This window comes from Ruegeria sp. AF7 (genome assembly GCF_056541885.1).
In genome coordinates this window covers 93,688-108,746 of sequence record NZ_JBQFYX010000005.1, presented here as the reverse complement: position 1 = coordinate 108,746, position 15,059 = coordinate 93,688, and the positions used below count along the sequence as shown (strand labels likewise).

Sequence of the window (15,059 nt, the reverse complement as noted above, 5' to 3'; positions counted from 1 at the left end):
ATGCTGGGACTCGGAACGCTCGCCAAAAAGGTGTTCGGAACACCGAACGACCGCAAGATCAAGGCGACCCGCCCCCTGATCGAAAAGATCAACGCGCTGGAACCCGAGTTCGAGAAACTGTCCGATCAGGGCCTGATCGACAAGACAGAAGACCTGCGCAAACGCGCGCTGGATGGCGAAAGCCTTGACGATCTGCTGCCCGAAGCCTTTGCCAACGTGCGCGAAGGCGCCCGCCGCGCGCTGGGGCTGCGCGCCTTTGACGTGCAGCTGATGGGCGGTGTTTTCCTGCATCAGGGTAACATCTCGGAAATGAAGACGGGTGAGGGCAAGACACTGGTCGCGACCCTCCCTGCCTATCTGAACGCGCTGACCGGCAAGGGCGTGCATGTGGTCACGGTGAACGAATACCTGGCCAAGCGCGACGCGGAATGGATGGGCAAGGTGTTTGCTGCCGTAGGCATGACCACAGGCGTGATCTGGTCGGGCCAGCCTGACGCGGAAAAACTGGCCGCCTATTCCTGCGACATCACCTATGCCACCAACAACGAGCTGGGTTTTGACTATCTGCGCGACAACATGAAGGCCGATCTGGAGCAGGTTTACCAGAAGCACCACAATTTCGCGATTGTGGACGAGGTCGATTCGATCCTGATCGACGAGGCGCGGACGCCGCTGATCATCTCGGGTCCGGCACAGGACCGCTCGGACCTGTATACCGCCATCGATGCGCTGATCCCGAGTCTGACCGACGAACACTACACGCTGGACGAAAAGGCCCGCAACGTGACCTTCACGGATGAGGGCAACGAGTTTCTGGAGCAGCAGCTGTTGGCTGCCGGCCTGATTCCCGAAGGCCATTCGCTGTATGACCCGGAAAGCACGACCGTTGTGCATCACGTGAATCAGGGTCTGCGCGCGCACAAGCTGTTCCAGCGCGACAAGGATTACATCGTGCGCGACGGCAATGTTGTTCTGATCGACGAATTCACGGGCCGCATGATGCCGGGCCGCCGCTTGTCCGAGGGCCTGCATCAGGCCATCGAAGCCAAGGAAAACGTGCAGATTCAGCCTGAGAACGTGACGCTGGCCAGTGTGACCTTCCAGAACTATTTCCGCCTTTACGACAAGCTGGGCGGCATGACCGGGACCGCCCTGACCGAAGCAGAGGAATTTGCCGAGATTTACGGCCTGGGCGTGGTCGAGGTTCCGACCAACAAACCGATTGCCCGTGTGGACGAGGATGATCAGGTCTATCGCACCGCCATGGAAAAATATGGCGCGATGATCGAAGAGACCAAGAAAGCCCAGGAAAAGGGCCAGCCGGTTCTGCTGGGGACCACGTCGATCGAGAAATCGGAACTGCTGAGCCAGATGCTGACCAAGGAAGGCATCGCCCATAACGTTCTGAACGCCCGCCAGCACGAGCAGGAGGCGCAGATCGTCGCCGATGCCGGCCGTCTGGGCGCGGTGACCATCGCCACCAACATGGCCGGTCGCGGCACCGACATTCAGCTGGGTGGCAATGTCGAGATGAAGGTGCTGCAAGCGATGGCGGACAAGCCCGAGGCCGATCCGTCGGAGCTGCGCGCAGCTGAAGAGGCGCGCCACGCGGAAGAAAAAGAAAAGGTTCTGGCCGCAGGTGGCCTTTACGTGATGGCGTCCGAACGCCACGAAAGCCGCCGCATCGACAACCAGCTGCGCGGCCGTTCGGGCCGTCAGGGCGATCCGGGTCGTACCGTGTTCTACCTGAGCCTTGAAGACGACCTGATGCGCATCTTTGGCTCGGAAAGGTTGGACAAGGTGCTGACCACGCTGGGCATGAAAGAAGGCGAGGCGATCATTCACCCGTGGGTGAACAAGTCGCTGGAACGCGCGCAGTCCAAGGTCGAGGGCCGCAACTTTGACATGCGCAAGAACGTTCTGAAATTCGACGACGTTATGAACGATCAGCGCAAGGTGATCTTTAGCCAGCGTCGCGAGATCATGTCGGCCAATGACCTGTCCGAGATCGTCTCGGATATGCGCGAGCAGGTGATCGACGATCTGATTGACGAATACATGCCGCCGAAATCCTATGCGGAACAGTGGGATACCGACGGTCTGCATGCGGCGATCAAGGACAAGCTGACCATCGATGCACCGGTTCAGGACTGGGCTGCCGAAGAAGGTGTGGATGACGAGCAGGTGCGCGAGCGCCTGGTCAAGGCCGCAGATGAGATGATGGCCCAGAAGGCGGTTGCCTTTGGTCCCGAAAACATGCGCAACATCGAAAAGCAGGTTCTGTTGCAGACCATCGACAGCAAATGGCGCGAGCATCTGCTGACGTTGGAGCACCTGCGCTCGGTCGTGGGTTTCCGCGGCTATGCCCAGCGCGATCCGCTGAACGAATACAAAAACGAAAGCTTCCAGCTGTTCGAATCCATGCTGGACGGTTTGCGGGAAACCGTGACACAGCAATTGTCGCGCGTGCGTCCACTGACCGAAGAAGAGCAAAAGGAAATGCTGGCGCAGATGGCGGCGCAACAAGCGCAGGCACAGCAGGCCGTGGACAAGGCCGCGAGTCAGGCCGAGGCCAAGGCCGAAGCTGCGGCGTCAGGCGATGCGCTGCCGGGGTTTGACGAGAGTGATCCGTCAACCTGGGGTAACCCGTCGCGAAACGACCCGTGCCCCTGCGGATCCGGCAAGAAGTTCAAACACTGCCACGGCAGATTGACCTAACGTTAACACCCTCTGATCACAATGAGTCCGTCTCGCGGCCACAAATTGGCCGCGATTCGTGGCAAGAGTGCAAGCTGCTCCTTCAACTGGGGAGGGTGTCTTGTTTGTAGTTCGCAACTACGTAACCATGTGCGGAACGGTCGCTTGTGCCTTGGGCATAGGCTATCTGATGCAGAACGGACCAGCTGCGCAGCAGAACCGCGCGCAGGACGGTATTGATGTGGCCTCTGCTGCCGATCAGTCTTCGATTCTGTCGGGGCTAGACAGTATTGTGCTGACATCAGCCACCGCGTCAGATGCCGATCCGGTCAATGTGACACCGGCACCCCGCGCTGTACCCACTGCCCCCAAGACATCGAACTGCCGGATCAGCGCGCACGCAAAAGCAGCGCCCGGTGCCTTGGCGCACCTGTCGCTGAAAGCGCCGTGCCACAAGAATGAGCGGATAGAAATTCACCATAGCGGCCTGACTGTTAGCCAGATGACGGATGCCAGCGGCGCGCTGGACATGGCGATCCCGGCCCTTTCGGAATACGCGATCTTCCTGTTTTCTTTCGAAGATGAAACAGGCACCGTCGCCACCACTCACGTCCCTGAAATCGCCGGTTTTGATCGTGTTGTCTTGCAATGGCAGGGTGATACCGAGTTGCAGATTCATGCGCTGGAATTTGGTGCCAGCTATGGCGCGGATGGCCATGTCTGGGATGACGCATCTGCCGAAGGCGCCGGTAAGGTTATGCGTCTGGGTCAGTCCGGTTCCGGTATGACGCAGAATATCGAAGTGTATTCTTTCCCGGCCAGTACGTCGGATCAATCCGGCACGATTGACCTGACAGTCGAGGCCGAAGTGACCGATGCAAATTGCGGCCACACGCTGAACGTGCAGTCGCTGGAGTTGTTGTCGGACCGCCGCCTGCGGTCGCGCGACATGTCCGTGACTCTGCCGGATTGTTCGCGCGCAGGCGAGTTTCTGGTGTTGAATAATCTGCTCTCAGACCTGACAATCGCGGCAAAGTAATCCGCAGGCAGGCTTGAACCTCTTATGACATTTTTCCGTGTGGCGGTGGCTGCGCTGTTTTCCGTGACGGTGGCGACCGGTGCTTTTGGGCAGGACATCACACTGACCTCGCATGATGGCAAGGTCGAAGTGACCGGCAATCTGCTGAGCTTTGACGGTGAGTTCTATCGCGTCGATACGCAATTCGGGACGTTGACCGTGGATGGCTCGGGCGTCACTTGTGAGGGGCCCGCCTGCCCCAACCTGATCGATTTCGTCGCCGAAGTGCAGTTTTCCGGATCATCGGTTATGGCGGAAACGGTGCTGCCCGCCCTGATCATCGGCTTTGCCCGTCAGGAAGACCTGACCGCGACTCCCGCCCGCGTGGATGAGGACACCTTTGTTTACGAGCTGCATCAGGCAGGTCGGGCGGCGGCGCTGGCACGGTTTTTCTTTGACGTGGGCACCACGGATCGCGGGTTCAGTGATCTGATCGCAGACCGGGCGGATATCGTGATGGCCCTGCGCGAGATGCGCGAGGCTGAGCGGGAGGCTGCCGAGGCTGCGGGGTTGGGCGATCTGAAGCGCGCCCGTCGGTCGCGGGTCATTGCACTGGATGCCATGGTCCCGGTCGTGGCCCCCGACAGCGTGATGCGGCAGGTTTCTCTGGCAGATATGGCTCGTATTCTGTCCGGAGAGATCAGCAACTGGGCACAGCTGGGTGGGCCGGATGCCCCTATTGCACTGCATGTGCCAGAGGCCGGGTCGGGTCTGGCGCAGGCGGTCGAGGATCAGGTTCTGAAAACCGCCGGTGTGGACCTGACCGATACGGCGATCCGCCACAATCGCATACATGACCTGACCGCGGCCGTGGCAAAGGATCCGTTTTCCATCGGGGTCGCCAGCAAGGCATCGGCCCGTGGCACCCGCGCTTTGCCGTTGACCGGCGGGTGCGGGCATCCGCTGGCCGCGACCCGCCAGTCGATCAAGACCGAAGATTACCCGCTGAATATGCCTATGTTCCTGTATCTGCCGGAACGTCGCCTGCCCCGGATTGCGCGGCAGTTTCTGGCCTATAGCCAAAGCCCCGAGGCGCAGATGGCCATACGTGACGCAGGATATGTGGATCAATCGGCTGAAACCCTGCCGGTTGGCGTGCAGGGGGACCGGCTTGCCAATGCGGTCGTCACTGGTGGAACTGAGGTTGGGCTTGAGGAATTGCAACGCATGATCGAGACCTTGCGCCCGCTGTCGCGCCTGTCCCTGTCGGTCCGGTTCGAACCCGGATCGTCCCGCCCGGACGCGCAGTCGCGCGCCAATATTCAGCAACTGGCGCAAATGCTGGACGCGGGTACGTTGCAGGCGCGCAAGGTGGTGTTTGCAGGCTTCAGCGATGGGGACGGGGGTGCCGTTTCAAATGCCCGCATCGCCCTACGGCGCGCGCAAACCGTGCGAAACGCGGTTATCGCCGCGCTTGAAGCCCCGATCCCTGATAGTATCACGGTCACCGCCGAAGGATTTGGTGAAGCGATGCCCATGGCCTGCGATGACACCGAATGGGGCCGCAAGGTCAACCGGCGGGTCGAGATTTGGGTGCAGTAGCCGCTAGAGATACCCTTCGGAACGAAAGCTGAGCTCGGTCGATTTGCCGATGATCAGGTGGTCATGCAGGGTCAGCCCCAGGGCGGAGCAGGCATCCTGAATGCGGTTGGTCATGTCGATATCTGACTGTGACGGCGTTGGGTCGCCCGAAGGATGGTTGTGCACCAATATCAGGGCCGAGGCATTCAGTTCCAACGCCCGTTTCGCCACTTCGCGCGGATAGACCGGCACGTGATCCACGGTGCCTTTGGCCTGTTCCTCATCCGCGATCAGGACATTCTTGCGATCCAGATAGAAAACGCGAAATTGCTCGGTCTCGCGATGCGCCATTGTTGTATGGCAGTAATCCAGCAGCGCGTCCCAGCTGGATATCACGTGCCGTTGCATCACCCGCGCCCGTGCCATCCGATGCGCGCAGGCTTCGAGGATTTTCAGATCGGTGATGACCGTATCACCAACGCCCTTGATCTGGCGCAGCCGTTCTTCGGGCGCTGTCAACACGCGGTTGAAATCGCCAAAGGCATTCATCAATGCGCGTGCCAATGGTTTCACATCCTGCCGCGGGATGGACCGGAACAAAACCAGCTCCAGCAACTCATAATCCGGGATCGCTGCTGACCCGCCCGCCATGAACCGTTCGCGCAGCCGCTTGCGATGGTCTTTGATGTAGGAGGGTAACCGACCATTCGGCAGCGGCTGCGCTGGCGCTTCGTCCGTATCAAACAGCATGGGGGCTTCGGCAAAGGCGTCCTGTGTCATGCGTTTACCCTGTCGCAGAATCACTTTCCGAAAGGTTAACGCGCCTCTCCTGCCATACGCGCGGTGGCGCGGCGGACAATCATGTGCAGAAGGATCGAAAACACGCCCAGCGTCAGCATCGCCGCAAACATCAGGTCCGTCTTGGCGCGGCCATTGGCCAGCAGCATCAGATATCCCAGACCTTGCGATGAACCGACCCATTCGCCGATCACGGCACCGATCGGCGCATACACCGCCGCAAGCCGCATCCCCGAGGCCAAAGACGGCAACGCCGCAGGGATACGGATGTGCCACAACACAGCGCGCTTGCCCGCCTGCATCGTGCGCGCAAGGTCCAGATACCCCTGCGGTGTCCGCATCAAACCGTCAAAAAAGGACGACGTGATCGGGAAATAGATGATCAGCACCGCCATCGCGACCTTGGACAACAGGCCATAGCCCAGCCACAGGGTCAGCAACGGGGCCAGCGCAAACACCGGCAGGGCCTGAGTGAACACCAGCATTGGCTGCACCAGAACCCGTGCGACACGGGAATTGGCCAGCTGCAATGCGGTGACAACGCCAAGCAGCGTGCCGCAGGCAAGACCGATAATGACCTCGATGGCTGTGATCCAGGTGTGTTCTGCAATCAGCCAGCGGTTCTGCCACCAGGTCTCGGCAACCACTGCGGGACCGGGCAGGATGAATTTTGGCAATCCGGTCAGGGTCACGATCCCCTGCCAGATGGCAAGGGCAAACAGGGTTGCTGCCAGAACAGAGAGGGACTTCATACCCCGCCCTCCCGCAACAGCCGCAAAAGCGCGCCTTGTGTTTCCAGCGTCTGCAGATCATCCACGCTGCGCGGGGCTGGAGCAACCGGCGGGTCGCAGGGCGTCAGCCCGTGCTGTGTCATGACGACGATGGATTGCCCCAGACGCGCGGCCTCGCCCGGATCGTGGGTCACCAGAAGGACAGTGCGGCCTCTTAGCGCCTCGGCGGCCAGATCCTGCATATCGGCACGGGTTCGGGCATCAAGGGCGGAAAAGGGTTCATCCAGCAACACAATCGGCCGGTCTTCCATCAGGGTGCGGGCCAGCGCCACGCGCTGACGCTGCCCGCCCGAAAGCTCGGGCGGTTTCTTGGTCATATGGTCCTGCAACCGCATCCGTTCGATCAGGCGGTCACGCCGGTCAACGTCAACTTTCTCGCCCCGCAGCCGCGCGCCCAACGAGACGTTTTGCGCAACACTCGCCCAAGGCAGCAAAAGGTCGTCCTGCGCCATATAGGCAACCCGGTCCGAAACCGGCTGGCCATCGCTGGCGGTGATCCGGCCCGAGAATTCAGCCCCGGTTTCCAGCCCCGCAATCAGCCGCAAGACCGTGGTTTTTCCAACACCCGATCCACCCAGCAGACAGGTCCACGCCCCGGCGTCAAGCGTCAGGGTCAGCGGCGCGAACAAAGTCGCGCCGTCGATCGTGGCTGTACCGCTGATGGTCAGATCGGGCGCCGGGGTCATGGGGTCAGACCCATCTGCCAGAAGTTGACCTCCAATTCCGTCGCCGTACGGAACGTCCGGCACAGACGATCCCAGCGAGGTGACGATTGAAAATCCGCCCCAATCCTTCGTGTTAGAGCCGAATCCAGCAATTCGCCTACGGCGGTGCAGGCGTTCTGATAGCCCTCGTCCGCGTAGGTATCGATCCAGCCACGATAGGATGTGGATGTTGCCTCTGCAGACAGGCGGGTGCCAATCTCACCATATCCCATGACGCAGGGTGCAAGTGCAGCCAGAAGATCCGGCAGATCACCGCTATAGCCCGCCTCGAGAACAAAGCGGGTATAGGCCAGATTCTCGGGCCGTTCAGGCGTTGCAAACAGATCGGACTGCGAAATGCCTTCTGCTTCGCAAATACCGATATGCAGCTTCATCTCTTCGCTGATCAGGCCGTTCACGGTACGCGACGCCGCCAGCATTTCAGCATGTGTTTCCGATTTCACCACGGCCAGCGCCCAGGCGCGCGAGAAGTGGATCAGGAACACGTAATCCTGACGCAGATAGTGCAGGAACGCCGGGCGTGGCAGGGTGCCGTCTTTCAGGGCTTCGACAAAAGCGTGGCGGGTGTAATCCCGCCACGGCCCCTGCGCCGCATCGCGCATCAGCGCAAAGGCTTTGCCATAATCGCTCATTGCGCGGTGACGTCGATGGCTATGTCGCTGACGGGCAGGACAGTGTCGATCATGCCGCTGTCGTTCAGGAACGCCTCGAACCGGGCATAACGGCCAGCGTCAAACCCGGCGGGACGCAGGGCAAAGCGCGGCAGAGTGTCGACCCATGCGCGCGCGTTCAGTTCGTCCCGCAACTCGGGCGAGGTGGCCGAGAAGACCTCCCAGCTTTTTTCCGGGTTGTTGACGATGTACTGAGTCGCTTTTTCGGTCGCGGCCAGGAAACGGGCGATCTTGTCTTTGTCCATCGTATCGGGGTTGGCGACATAGATCAGTTCGTCATAAGACGGCACGCCCTCTTCCTCGATATAGAAACAGGTGCCGGGGCGGCCTTCGATATCCATCTGGTTCAGTTCGAAGTTGCGATAGGCGCCAATCACCGCGTCCACCTGACCGGTCATCAGCGAGGGCGAGAGTGAGAAATTCACGTTGATCATCTCAACATCATCCAGCGCGACGTCGTATTTGCCAAGCACGGTGCTGAGGATGGCCTCTTCCACACCGGCGACGGAAAAGCCGATTTTCTTTCCCTTGAGGTCAGCGGGCGATTTGATCGGGCCGTCCTTCAGAACCAGCAGGCAGTTCAGGGGCGTTGCGACCAGCGTGCCGACCCGTTTCAGCGGCAGCCCTTCGTGAATCTGCAAATGCAGTTGCGGCTGATAGGATACTGCCAAATCCGCTTGACCAGCGGCCACCAGACGTGGCGGTGCGGATGGGTCAGCGGGGGCAACGACTTCGACCTGCAATCCCTGCTCGGCGAAATAGCCGTTTTCCTGTGCCACGATGATGGGCCCGTGGTCGGGGTTGATAAACCAGTCCAGCAGGACGGTCATCTTGTCTTCGGCCCAGGCTGGCGCGGCGGCCAGAAGGGCAAAGGCTGTCATCAGCTTTTTCATATCTCACGTTTCCTTTTCTCAGGAGGTTGAAGCCGCGACGAGGACAATCTCGCCCGGCCAAATCGGTTGGATTTTCTCGGCAGCGCGCCATGCGCGCAGCCCGGTGGCACAGCAAAGGGCGAGGCGTTTCCCCTTGTTTGGGTCTATATCTTGTACTTCTTCGGGTGAAATGCGCGTCGCATCCGGGTGGGCCGGAACCGGAGCTTCGTTCGGGTCACGCAGTTCGACAATCTGGTCCGTGTCTCGCAACTGGCTGGCAGAGAGAAAGCGGAAACAGCTGCTCGGTTCCGGCGCGTCATCAAAACGAAACCCGGCGCTGCGCAGGGTTCGCGCATCATATTGCACCATCTGCCCCAGGGGTGATGGGTCAAGCCGCAAGATCAGGTTCAGCGCCATCTGCGCCTGCATGGACCCGATCACACCGACAACGGGGCCCAGAACACCCGCCGTGGCGCAGCTTGCGCCGCTATCCGGTGCATCGGGGAAAACGGCACGCAGAGAAGGCGCGCCACCGCATAAGCCGCCCACATAACCTGAAAGCCCCAGTACCGAGGCGCTGATCAGCGGCTTGCCTTGTGCCAGACAGGTATCCGACAGCATATAACTGATCGCATAGCTGTCGGCACAATCCAGGATAATATCCGCCTGCGACACCAGATTGGGCGCATTTTCCCCTGTTAGAGCCTGTTTCCTGGCGATCACATCGATTTCGGCATTCAACGCACGGCATCGGTCAGCGGCGCGTTCGGCTTTTGACAGCCCGCAATCTTCTTCTGAAAACAATGTCTGGCGATGCAGGTTCGACAGATCGACGATGTCACCATCGACAATCGTGATATGCCCCACCCCGGCCCCGGCCAATAGCGGCAGCAGCGGCGCGGCCAGACCACCTGCGCCGACCACCAGAACACGGGCCGCAGTCAGGCGGGCCTGTCCTTCAGCCCCAACCTCGGGCAGCAGCGTTTGGCGGGCATAGCGGCTCATCTCGTGACCTCGATCCAAGCACGCACCCGCGCTTCGGGGTCGGCGTTCAGCGTGACGTCCGTGACGGCCGAGACGATGTCGGCCCCGGCTGCCAGCACCCCTGCTGCGCGCTCGACGCTCATGCCGCCAATGCCGACCAGAGGAATGTCGCCAACCCGCGCCTTCCATTCGGTCACGCGGGGCAGGCCCTGCTGATGCCACTTCATCTTTTTCAGGATGGTCGGATAGACCGGACCCAGCGCCACGTAATCGGGATCCATGGCCAGAACCCGTTCAAGCTCATCATCGTCATGAGTAGAAACGCCCAGCTTTAGACCCGCTTTTCGGATGGCTTTCAGGTCAGCATCATCCAGATCCTCTTGCCCCAGATGAACCCAGTCACAACCCAGATCGATGGCCCGCTGCCAGTAATCGTTGATCACCAGAACCGCCCCGTAGTCGCGGCACAGATCACGCGAGGCGGCAATCTGATCGCGCACCACTTCAACCGGCTGATCCTTGATACGCAGCTGCACCAGTTTGACACCCAGGGGCAGCATCTGCCGCAGCCAGTCCGCGTGATCGAAGATCGGATAGAAACGGTCCAGCGTCATGACAGGAAGGCCTTTCCAACAACAGGGGTCGAAGGTTCGGCCATATCGCGTGCCTCGATCGGGTCTGCCTGATGGGCCAGTTGTCCGGCATGGATTGCCTGCGCCATCGCCTTGGCCATCAGAACGGGGTCACCGGCACGGGCCACAGCGGTGTTCAGCAGAACGGCATCATAACCCAGTTCCATCGCATGGGCCGCGTGGCTGGGCAGGCCGATCCCGGCATCCACCACCAGCGGCGTGTCAGGGAACTCGGCCCGCATCGACCGCAGGGCGTATTCGTTGTTCAGCCCGCGCCCGGACCCGATAGGCGCCCCCCACGGCATCAGCACTTCGCACCCCGCTTCGAGCAGGCGTTCGCCCACGATCAGATCATCGGTGGTGTAGGGAAACACCTCAAACCCGTCTTCGGTCAGGATGCGCGCGGCCTCGACCAGCTGGAACACATCCGGCTGCAAACTGTCGGTGTGGCCAATCAGTTCCAGCTTGATCCATTTGGTATCAAACACTTCGCGCGCCATATGGGCTGTGGTCACCGCCTCTTTCACCGTATGACAGCCAGCCGTATTTGGCAGGATCAGTACACCCAGTTCACGGATCATCTGCCAGAATGTCTGCCCCGCGCCGGATTCCCGCCGCAGCGATACCGTTGCAACCGCCGCACCGCTTTCGCGAAAGGCCTGTTCCAGAATGGCGGGGCTGGGATATTGGGCGGTGCCCAGCATCAAGGGGTTCGGCAGTTCGATGCCGTAGAACGTTCGCATCCTCAGCCCCCCTGCATCGGCGCGACAACTTCGATCCGGTCGCCATCGGTCAGTTTGTGCCCAACGCGCAGGCTTGACGGCACGAAATCTTCGTTCACGGCGGTGGCCACACGGCCTGAGAAGCCGCATTCCAGCAACAGATCCGACAGGGTTTCCGCGCGCACATCGCGCGTCTCGCCGTTAAGCACGATCTTCATCGACCATCTCCGAATGTGTGTTGTCCAATGCCAGATCAGCGACACCCCGCGCCAGTGCAGGGGCCAGCAGATAGCCATGGCGATAAAGCCCGTTGGCATAAATTGTCCGGCCCAATCGCCGGATACGCGGCAGGTTGTCCGGGAAAGCGGGGCGCAGGTCGACGCCGATCTCCAGCACCTCAGCCTCGCCAAAGGCCGGGTTCACGGCATAAGCCGCGCTGAGCAGTTCCAGCATCGAACGCGCGGTGATGCGGCTGCTGTCCTCGGATTCGATCATAGTTGCGCCCAGCATGTAGACGCCATCCCCGCGCGGAACGATGTAAAGCGGCATCCGCGGGTGCAACAGCCGCACCGGACGCGAAAGGTTCACATCGGGGCAACGAAGAACCAGCATCTCACCCTTCACGCCGCGCAGGTCGTGCAGATATTCGCGCGCGTGCAAGCCCCGGCAGTCTATGGCGTTGTCCAGTTGCACCGGAGCCAGCTTTCGGTGGAATTCCACGCCTGCGCCTTGCAGGTGACGATGCAGATCGCGCAACGCCTGACGAGGATCAAGGTGAGCTTCGTTTTCAAAATACAGAGCTTTACCGAACTTGCTCAGATCAGGCTCTAATTCGCATATTTTCGCCCGATCAACCTCGCTGTACCCTTCGGTTCGGCGCGCAAACCGGCGCAGGTCGGGCAGGTCACGCGCGTTGGCAACAACAAGGGTTCCACGTCTGTTTACCTGCGTTCTCTGCGCCCACCATTCGATGGCTTCCTGCCCCAGCCTCAGCACCGGTTCTTCGGCATTTTCGTATTCACACCAGGGGGCCAGCATCCCCCCGGCCCACCAGGAACACCCATGCGGGCCGGGCGGGCCGCCCGGATCGAAAACCTGCACCTTTGCCCCGCGTGACACAAGCTCGCTGGCCACGGCCAGACCCGTTACGCCCGCACCTATAACCGACCAGAGTGTCATGCGGGCCAGATCCGGTGGAAATGGTGCACAGGTCCGTGCCCGGCACCAATCTTCAGCTCATCCGCCTGCGCGATGGCCCCTTGAAGGTAGTCATGCGCCTGCGCAACCGCATCTCTCAGCGGCAGGCCCCTGGCCAGACCGGCAGCGATCGACGACGACAGGGTGCAGCCGGTTCCGTGGGTGTTTTTTGTGTTCTGACGCGGGGCCTGAAATGCGGCCACGACGCCTGAGGGGTCGACCAACAGATCGTGGCAGACATCGCCCGACCCATGCCCGCCCTTCATCAAAACCGCGCCCGCGCCCAGATCGCAAAGGGCCTGGCCTTGTGCGGCCATCTCGTCCGGTGATTGCGCCGGTGTCGCATCCAACAAACATGCCGCTTCCGGCAGATTGGGCGTCAGCACAGTCGCTGCTGGCACCATCACTTCGCGCAGCGTCCGAACCGCTTCCTGCGCCAACAGCGCATCCCCGGATTTTGCGATCATGACGGGATCAAGAACAACGGGCCCTTTGAACGTTTCCAGGCCTTGGGCCACTGTGTGAATGATCTCTGGCGTGGCAAGCATACCGATCTTAATGGCCTTCACGTCCAGATCGCTCAGCACAGCATGGATTTGAGCGGCAATGACATCCAGCGGAACCCCATGCACCGCAGTGACGGCTTGCGTGTTCTGCGCCGTAATGGCGGTAATGACGCTTGCGCCGAATACACCCAACGCCGACATCGCTTTCAGATCGGCCTGAATCCCGGCGCCTCCGCCGCTGTCAGACCCCGCAATGGTCAGGGCAATTGCCGCCATGTCGTTGCTCCATCTTCTTTGGGCAACGAGGTAGGGAAAACGTCTGTGTTCATAAGACCGTTCCCTACGCCGGAATTGCCCGGATCAGGTTCGATGGGTTAGCGCGGTTGCGCCTCTCAGCCCTGATACGGGCACCCCAACGGTTGTCGCGGACAATTTCAGGGTCGACGGTCGGAATCAAGACCCAATTTGGCAAATGCGTTGCCACTTTTGCTCATCTGATAAGGCCAATTGAATGTCTTTAGGGAGTGTTTTGCGAGGCTCTGCCTCGCGCTCCGGGATATTTGGAGCCAGATGAATAAAGGATCCCTGCTTCATCTGGCCGGAAATATCCCGGGGGAGGCGCCCGAAGCGGGCGGCGGGGGCAGAGCCCCCGGGTAACCCTGGTTGTCAGCTTTTCATGCCGTCCCAGAAGGATTTGACGGATGAGAAAAAGCTTTTTGATTCCGGGTGGTTGTCTTCGCCCAGATCATCAAACTCGCGCAGCAGTTCTTTTTGGCGGCTGGTCAGGTTGACCGGGGTTTCAACCGCCAGTTCGATGAACATGTCGCCAACACCGCCGCCGCGCAGTGCGGGCATGCCTTTGCCGCGCAGGCGCATTTGCCGGCCCGACTGGCTGCCTGCCGGGATCTGCACCCGCCCACGCCCGCCATCGATTGTCGGAACCTCGATCGATCCGCCCAGCGCAGCCTTGGCCATGCTGACCGGTACACGGCAATAGAGGTTCACGCTGTCGCGTTCGAACAATTTGTGATCAGACACTTCCACAAAGATGTAGAGGTCTCCCGGAGGGCCACCGCGCATTCCGGCCTCGCCTTCACCTGCCAGACGAATACGGGTACCGGTTTCGACACCAGCGGGGATGTTGACCGACAAGGCGCGATCTTTTTCGACGCGGCCTGCACCTTTACAGGATTTGCAGGGGTTCTTGATGATCTGACCCAGACCCGAGCAGGTGGGGCAGGTTCGTTCGACCGTAAAGAAACCCTGTTGCGCCCGTACCTTGCCCATGCCGGAACAGGTGGGGCAGGTTGTCGGCTCGACCCCGCCTTCTGCACCGGTTCCTTCGCAGGAAGAACAGGCCACGGCTGTCGGTACATTGATGGTTTTCTGCTGGCCCGAGAACGCCTCTTCCAGCGATACGCGCAGGTTATAGCGCAGGTCCGAGCCGCGCGCGGCGCGTCGACCGCCACCGCCACGTTGCCCACCCATGAAATCGCCGAACAGGTCATCGAACACATCCGAGAACGCGCTGGAGAAATCGCCCTGTCCAAAGCCGCCGCCAGGTCGGCCACCACCGCCCATGCCGTTTTCGAAGGCGGCGTGGCCAAAGCGGTCATAGGCCGCCTTTTTGTCGGCATCGCGCAGCACGTCATAAGCCTCGTTGGCTTCCTTGAACTGCGCCTCGGCATCCGGGTTGTCCTTGTTGCGGTCCGGATGCAGCTCTTTGGCTTTCGTGCGAAAGCCTTTCTTGATCTCATCCGCCGAAGCGCCCTTGGACACGCCGAGCACTTCGTAATAGTCGCGTTTTGACATCAGTATTTCCTTCTGCCTCAACGTAAATAGGCCGGCCCGGCATCCGGACCGGC

General features: G+C 60.7%; 15 protein-coding genes and 1 riboswitch. Of the genes, 3 read left to right on the top strand and 12 right to left on the bottom strand.

All coding sequences use genetic code 11. The features are described 5' to 3' along the window. The 3 genes from secA to ACR0AP_RS11785 all read left to right on the top strand — a co-directional run bounded on the left by secA (position 1) and on the right by ACR0AP_RS11785 (position 5,317). Positions 1–2,718 carry a preprotein translocase subunit SecA gene (secA, locus tag ACR0AP_RS11795; RefSeq protein ID WP_480506893.1) on the top strand — a complete coding sequence of 906 codons (2,718 nt, stop codon included), beginning with the start codon at positions 1–3 and terminating at the stop codon, positions 2,716–2,718. Between the two features lie 100 nt (positions 2,719–2,818). Beyond that, the gene (locus ACR0AP_RS11790) at positions 2,819–3,736 is read left to right on the top strand and encodes a hypothetical protein (protein WP_480506892.1); all 918 of its coding nucleotides are present in this window, start codon (positions 2,819–2,821) and stop codon (positions 3,734–3,736) included. A gap of 24 nt (positions 3,737–3,760) precedes the next feature. Beyond that, complete coding sequence (locus ACR0AP_RS11785; RefSeq protein WP_480506891.1) at positions 3,761–5,317, top strand: phosphate ABC transporter substrate-binding/OmpA family protein; 1,557 nt, start codon at positions 3,761–3,763, stop codon at positions 5,315–5,317. 3 nt (positions 5,318–5,320) lie between these two features. Here the strand turns inward: ACR0AP_RS11785 and radC are convergent, their stop codons facing one another. From radC to dnaJ, 12 genes are all read right to left on the bottom strand, one after another. Beyond that, positions 5,321–6,076: a RadC family protein gene (gene radC / locus ACR0AP_RS11780; protein WP_209506928.1), complete on the bottom strand. Its 756-nt coding sequence runs from the start codon at positions 6,074–6,076 to the stop codon at positions 5,321–5,323. Between the two features lie 35 nt (positions 6,077–6,111). Continuing rightward, positions 6,112–6,846 (bottom strand): ABC transporter permease, encoded by a 735-nt coding sequence (locus tag ACR0AP_RS11775; protein ID WP_480486978.1) that lies wholly within the window; start codon positions 6,844–6,846, stop codon positions 6,112–6,114. After that, complete coding sequence (locus ACR0AP_RS11770) at positions 6,843–7,571, bottom strand: ABC transporter ATP-binding protein (RefSeq protein ID WP_480506890.1); 729 nt, start codon at positions 7,569–7,571, stop codon at positions 6,843–6,845. The genes ACR0AP_RS11775 and ACR0AP_RS11770 overlap by 4 nt, the downstream gene beginning before the upstream one ends. After that, positions 7,568–8,242 carry a thiaminase II gene (gene tenA / locus ACR0AP_RS11765; RefSeq protein ID WP_480506889.1) on the bottom strand — a complete coding sequence of 225 codons (675 nt, stop codon included), beginning with the start codon at positions 8,240–8,242 and terminating at the stop codon, positions 7,568–7,570. Before tenA ends, ACR0AP_RS11770 begins: the two co-directional genes overlap by 4 nt. Next, on the bottom strand, positions 8,239–9,174 hold the full coding sequence (locus tag ACR0AP_RS11760; protein ID WP_480506888.1) for an ABC transporter substrate-binding protein: 936 nt from the start codon (positions 9,172–9,174) through the stop codon (positions 8,239–8,241). The genes tenA and ACR0AP_RS11760 overlap by 4 nt, the downstream gene beginning before the upstream one ends. A gap of 18 nt (positions 9,175–9,192) precedes the next feature. Next, complete coding sequence (locus ACR0AP_RS11755; RefSeq protein WP_480506887.1) at positions 9,193–10,158, bottom strand: HesA/MoeB/ThiF family protein; 966 nt, start codon at positions 10,156–10,158, stop codon at positions 9,193–9,195. Further along, positions 10,155–10,751 carry a thiamine phosphate synthase gene (locus ACR0AP_RS11750; RefSeq protein WP_480506886.1) on the bottom strand — a complete coding sequence of 199 codons (597 nt, stop codon included), beginning with the start codon at positions 10,749–10,751 and terminating at the stop codon, positions 10,155–10,157. The genes ACR0AP_RS11755 and ACR0AP_RS11750 overlap by 4 nt, the downstream gene beginning before the upstream one ends. Continuing rightward, positions 10,748–11,512 (bottom strand): thiazole synthase, encoded by a 765-nt coding sequence (locus ACR0AP_RS11745; protein WP_480474355.1) that lies wholly within the window; start codon positions 11,510–11,512, stop codon positions 10,748–10,750. The genes ACR0AP_RS11750 and ACR0AP_RS11745 overlap by 4 nt, the downstream gene beginning before the upstream one ends. A 2-nt stretch (positions 11,513–11,514) precedes the next feature. Continuing rightward, positions 11,515–11,709, bottom strand: a complete 195-nt coding sequence (gene thiS / locus ACR0AP_RS11740) for a sulfur carrier protein ThiS (protein ID WP_480506885.1) — start codon at positions 11,707–11,709, stop codon at positions 11,515–11,517. Further along, positions 11,693–12,670, bottom strand: a complete 978-nt coding sequence (thiO, locus tag ACR0AP_RS11735; RefSeq protein WP_480506884.1) for a glycine oxidase ThiO — start codon at positions 12,668–12,670, stop codon at positions 11,693–11,695. Before thiO ends, thiS begins: the two co-directional genes overlap by 17 nt. Next, the gene (gene thiD / locus ACR0AP_RS11730; RefSeq protein WP_480506883.1) at positions 12,667–13,470 is read right to left on the bottom strand and encodes a bifunctional hydroxymethylpyrimidine kinase/phosphomethylpyrimidine kinase; all 804 of its coding nucleotides are present in this window, start codon (positions 13,468–13,470) and stop codon (positions 12,667–12,669) included. The genes thiO and thiD overlap by 4 nt, the downstream gene beginning before the upstream one ends. Before the next feature lie 44 nt (positions 13,471–13,514). Then, positions 13,515–13,619, bottom strand: a riboswitch (TPP riboswitch). Between the two features lie 241 nt (positions 13,620–13,860). Beyond that, a complete protein-coding gene (dnaJ, locus tag ACR0AP_RS11725; RefSeq protein ID WP_209598968.1) occupies positions 13,861–15,006 on the bottom strand; it encodes a molecular chaperone DnaJ in 1,146 nt (381 codons plus the stop codon). Positions 15,007–15,059: the final 53 nt, after the last annotated feature.

What these genes read in the sequence shown, in the direction of transcription:
- ACR0AP_RS11745 (WP_480474355.1), bottom strand. Translation starts at nt 11,512, where the DNA reads ATGCGAACGTTCTACGGCATCGAACTGCCGAACCCCTTGATGCTGGGC.
- ACR0AP_RS11750 (WP_480506886.1), bottom strand. Translation starts at nt 10,751, where the DNA reads ATGACGCTGGACCGTTTCTATCCGATCTTCGATCACGCGGACTGGCTG.
- ACR0AP_RS11755 (WP_480506887.1), bottom strand. Translation starts at nt 10,158, where the DNA reads ATGAGCCGCTATGCCCGCCAAACGCTGCTGCCCGAGGTTGGGGCTGAA.
- thiD (WP_480506883.1), bottom strand. Translation starts at nt 13,470, where the DNA reads ATGGCGGCAATTGCCCTGACCATTGCGGGGTCTGACAGCGGCGGAGGC.
- ACR0AP_RS11775 (WP_480486978.1), bottom strand. Translation starts at nt 6,846, where the DNA reads ATGAAGTCCCTCTCTGTTCTGGCAGCAACCCTGTTTGCCCTTGCCATC.
- thiO (WP_480506884.1), bottom strand. Translation starts at nt 12,670, where the DNA reads ATGACACTCTGGTCGGTTATAGGTGCGGGCGTAACGGGTCTGGCCGTG.
- ACR0AP_RS11785 (WP_480506891.1), top strand. Translation starts at nt 3,761, where the DNA reads ATGACATTTTTCCGTGTGGCGGTGGCTGCGCTGTTTTCCGTGACGGTG.
- dnaJ (WP_209598968.1), bottom strand. Translation starts at nt 15,006, where the DNA reads ATGTCAAAACGCGACTATTACGAAGTGCTCGGCGTGTCCAAGGGCGCT.
- radC (WP_209506928.1), bottom strand. Translation starts at nt 6,076, where the DNA reads ATGACACAGGACGCCTTTGCCGAAGCCCCCATGCTGTTTGATACGGAC.
- ACR0AP_RS11770 (WP_480506890.1), bottom strand. Translation starts at nt 7,571, where the DNA reads ATGACCCCGGCGCCCGATCTGACCATCAGCGGTACAGCCACGATCGAC.
- tenA (WP_480506889.1), bottom strand. Translation starts at nt 8,242, where the DNA reads ATGAGCGATTATGGCAAAGCCTTTGCGCTGATGCGCGATGCGGCGCAG.
- thiS (WP_480506885.1), bottom strand. Translation starts at nt 11,709, where the DNA reads ATGAAGATCGTGCTTAACGGCGAGACGCGCGATGTGCGCGCGGAAACC.
- ACR0AP_RS11760 (WP_480506888.1), bottom strand. Translation starts at nt 9,174, where the DNA reads ATGAAAAAGCTGATGACAGCCTTTGCCCTTCTGGCCGCCGCGCCAGCC.
- secA (WP_480506893.1), top strand. Translation starts at nt 1, where the DNA reads ATGCTGGGACTCGGAACGCTCGCCAAAAAGGTGTTCGGAACACCGAAC.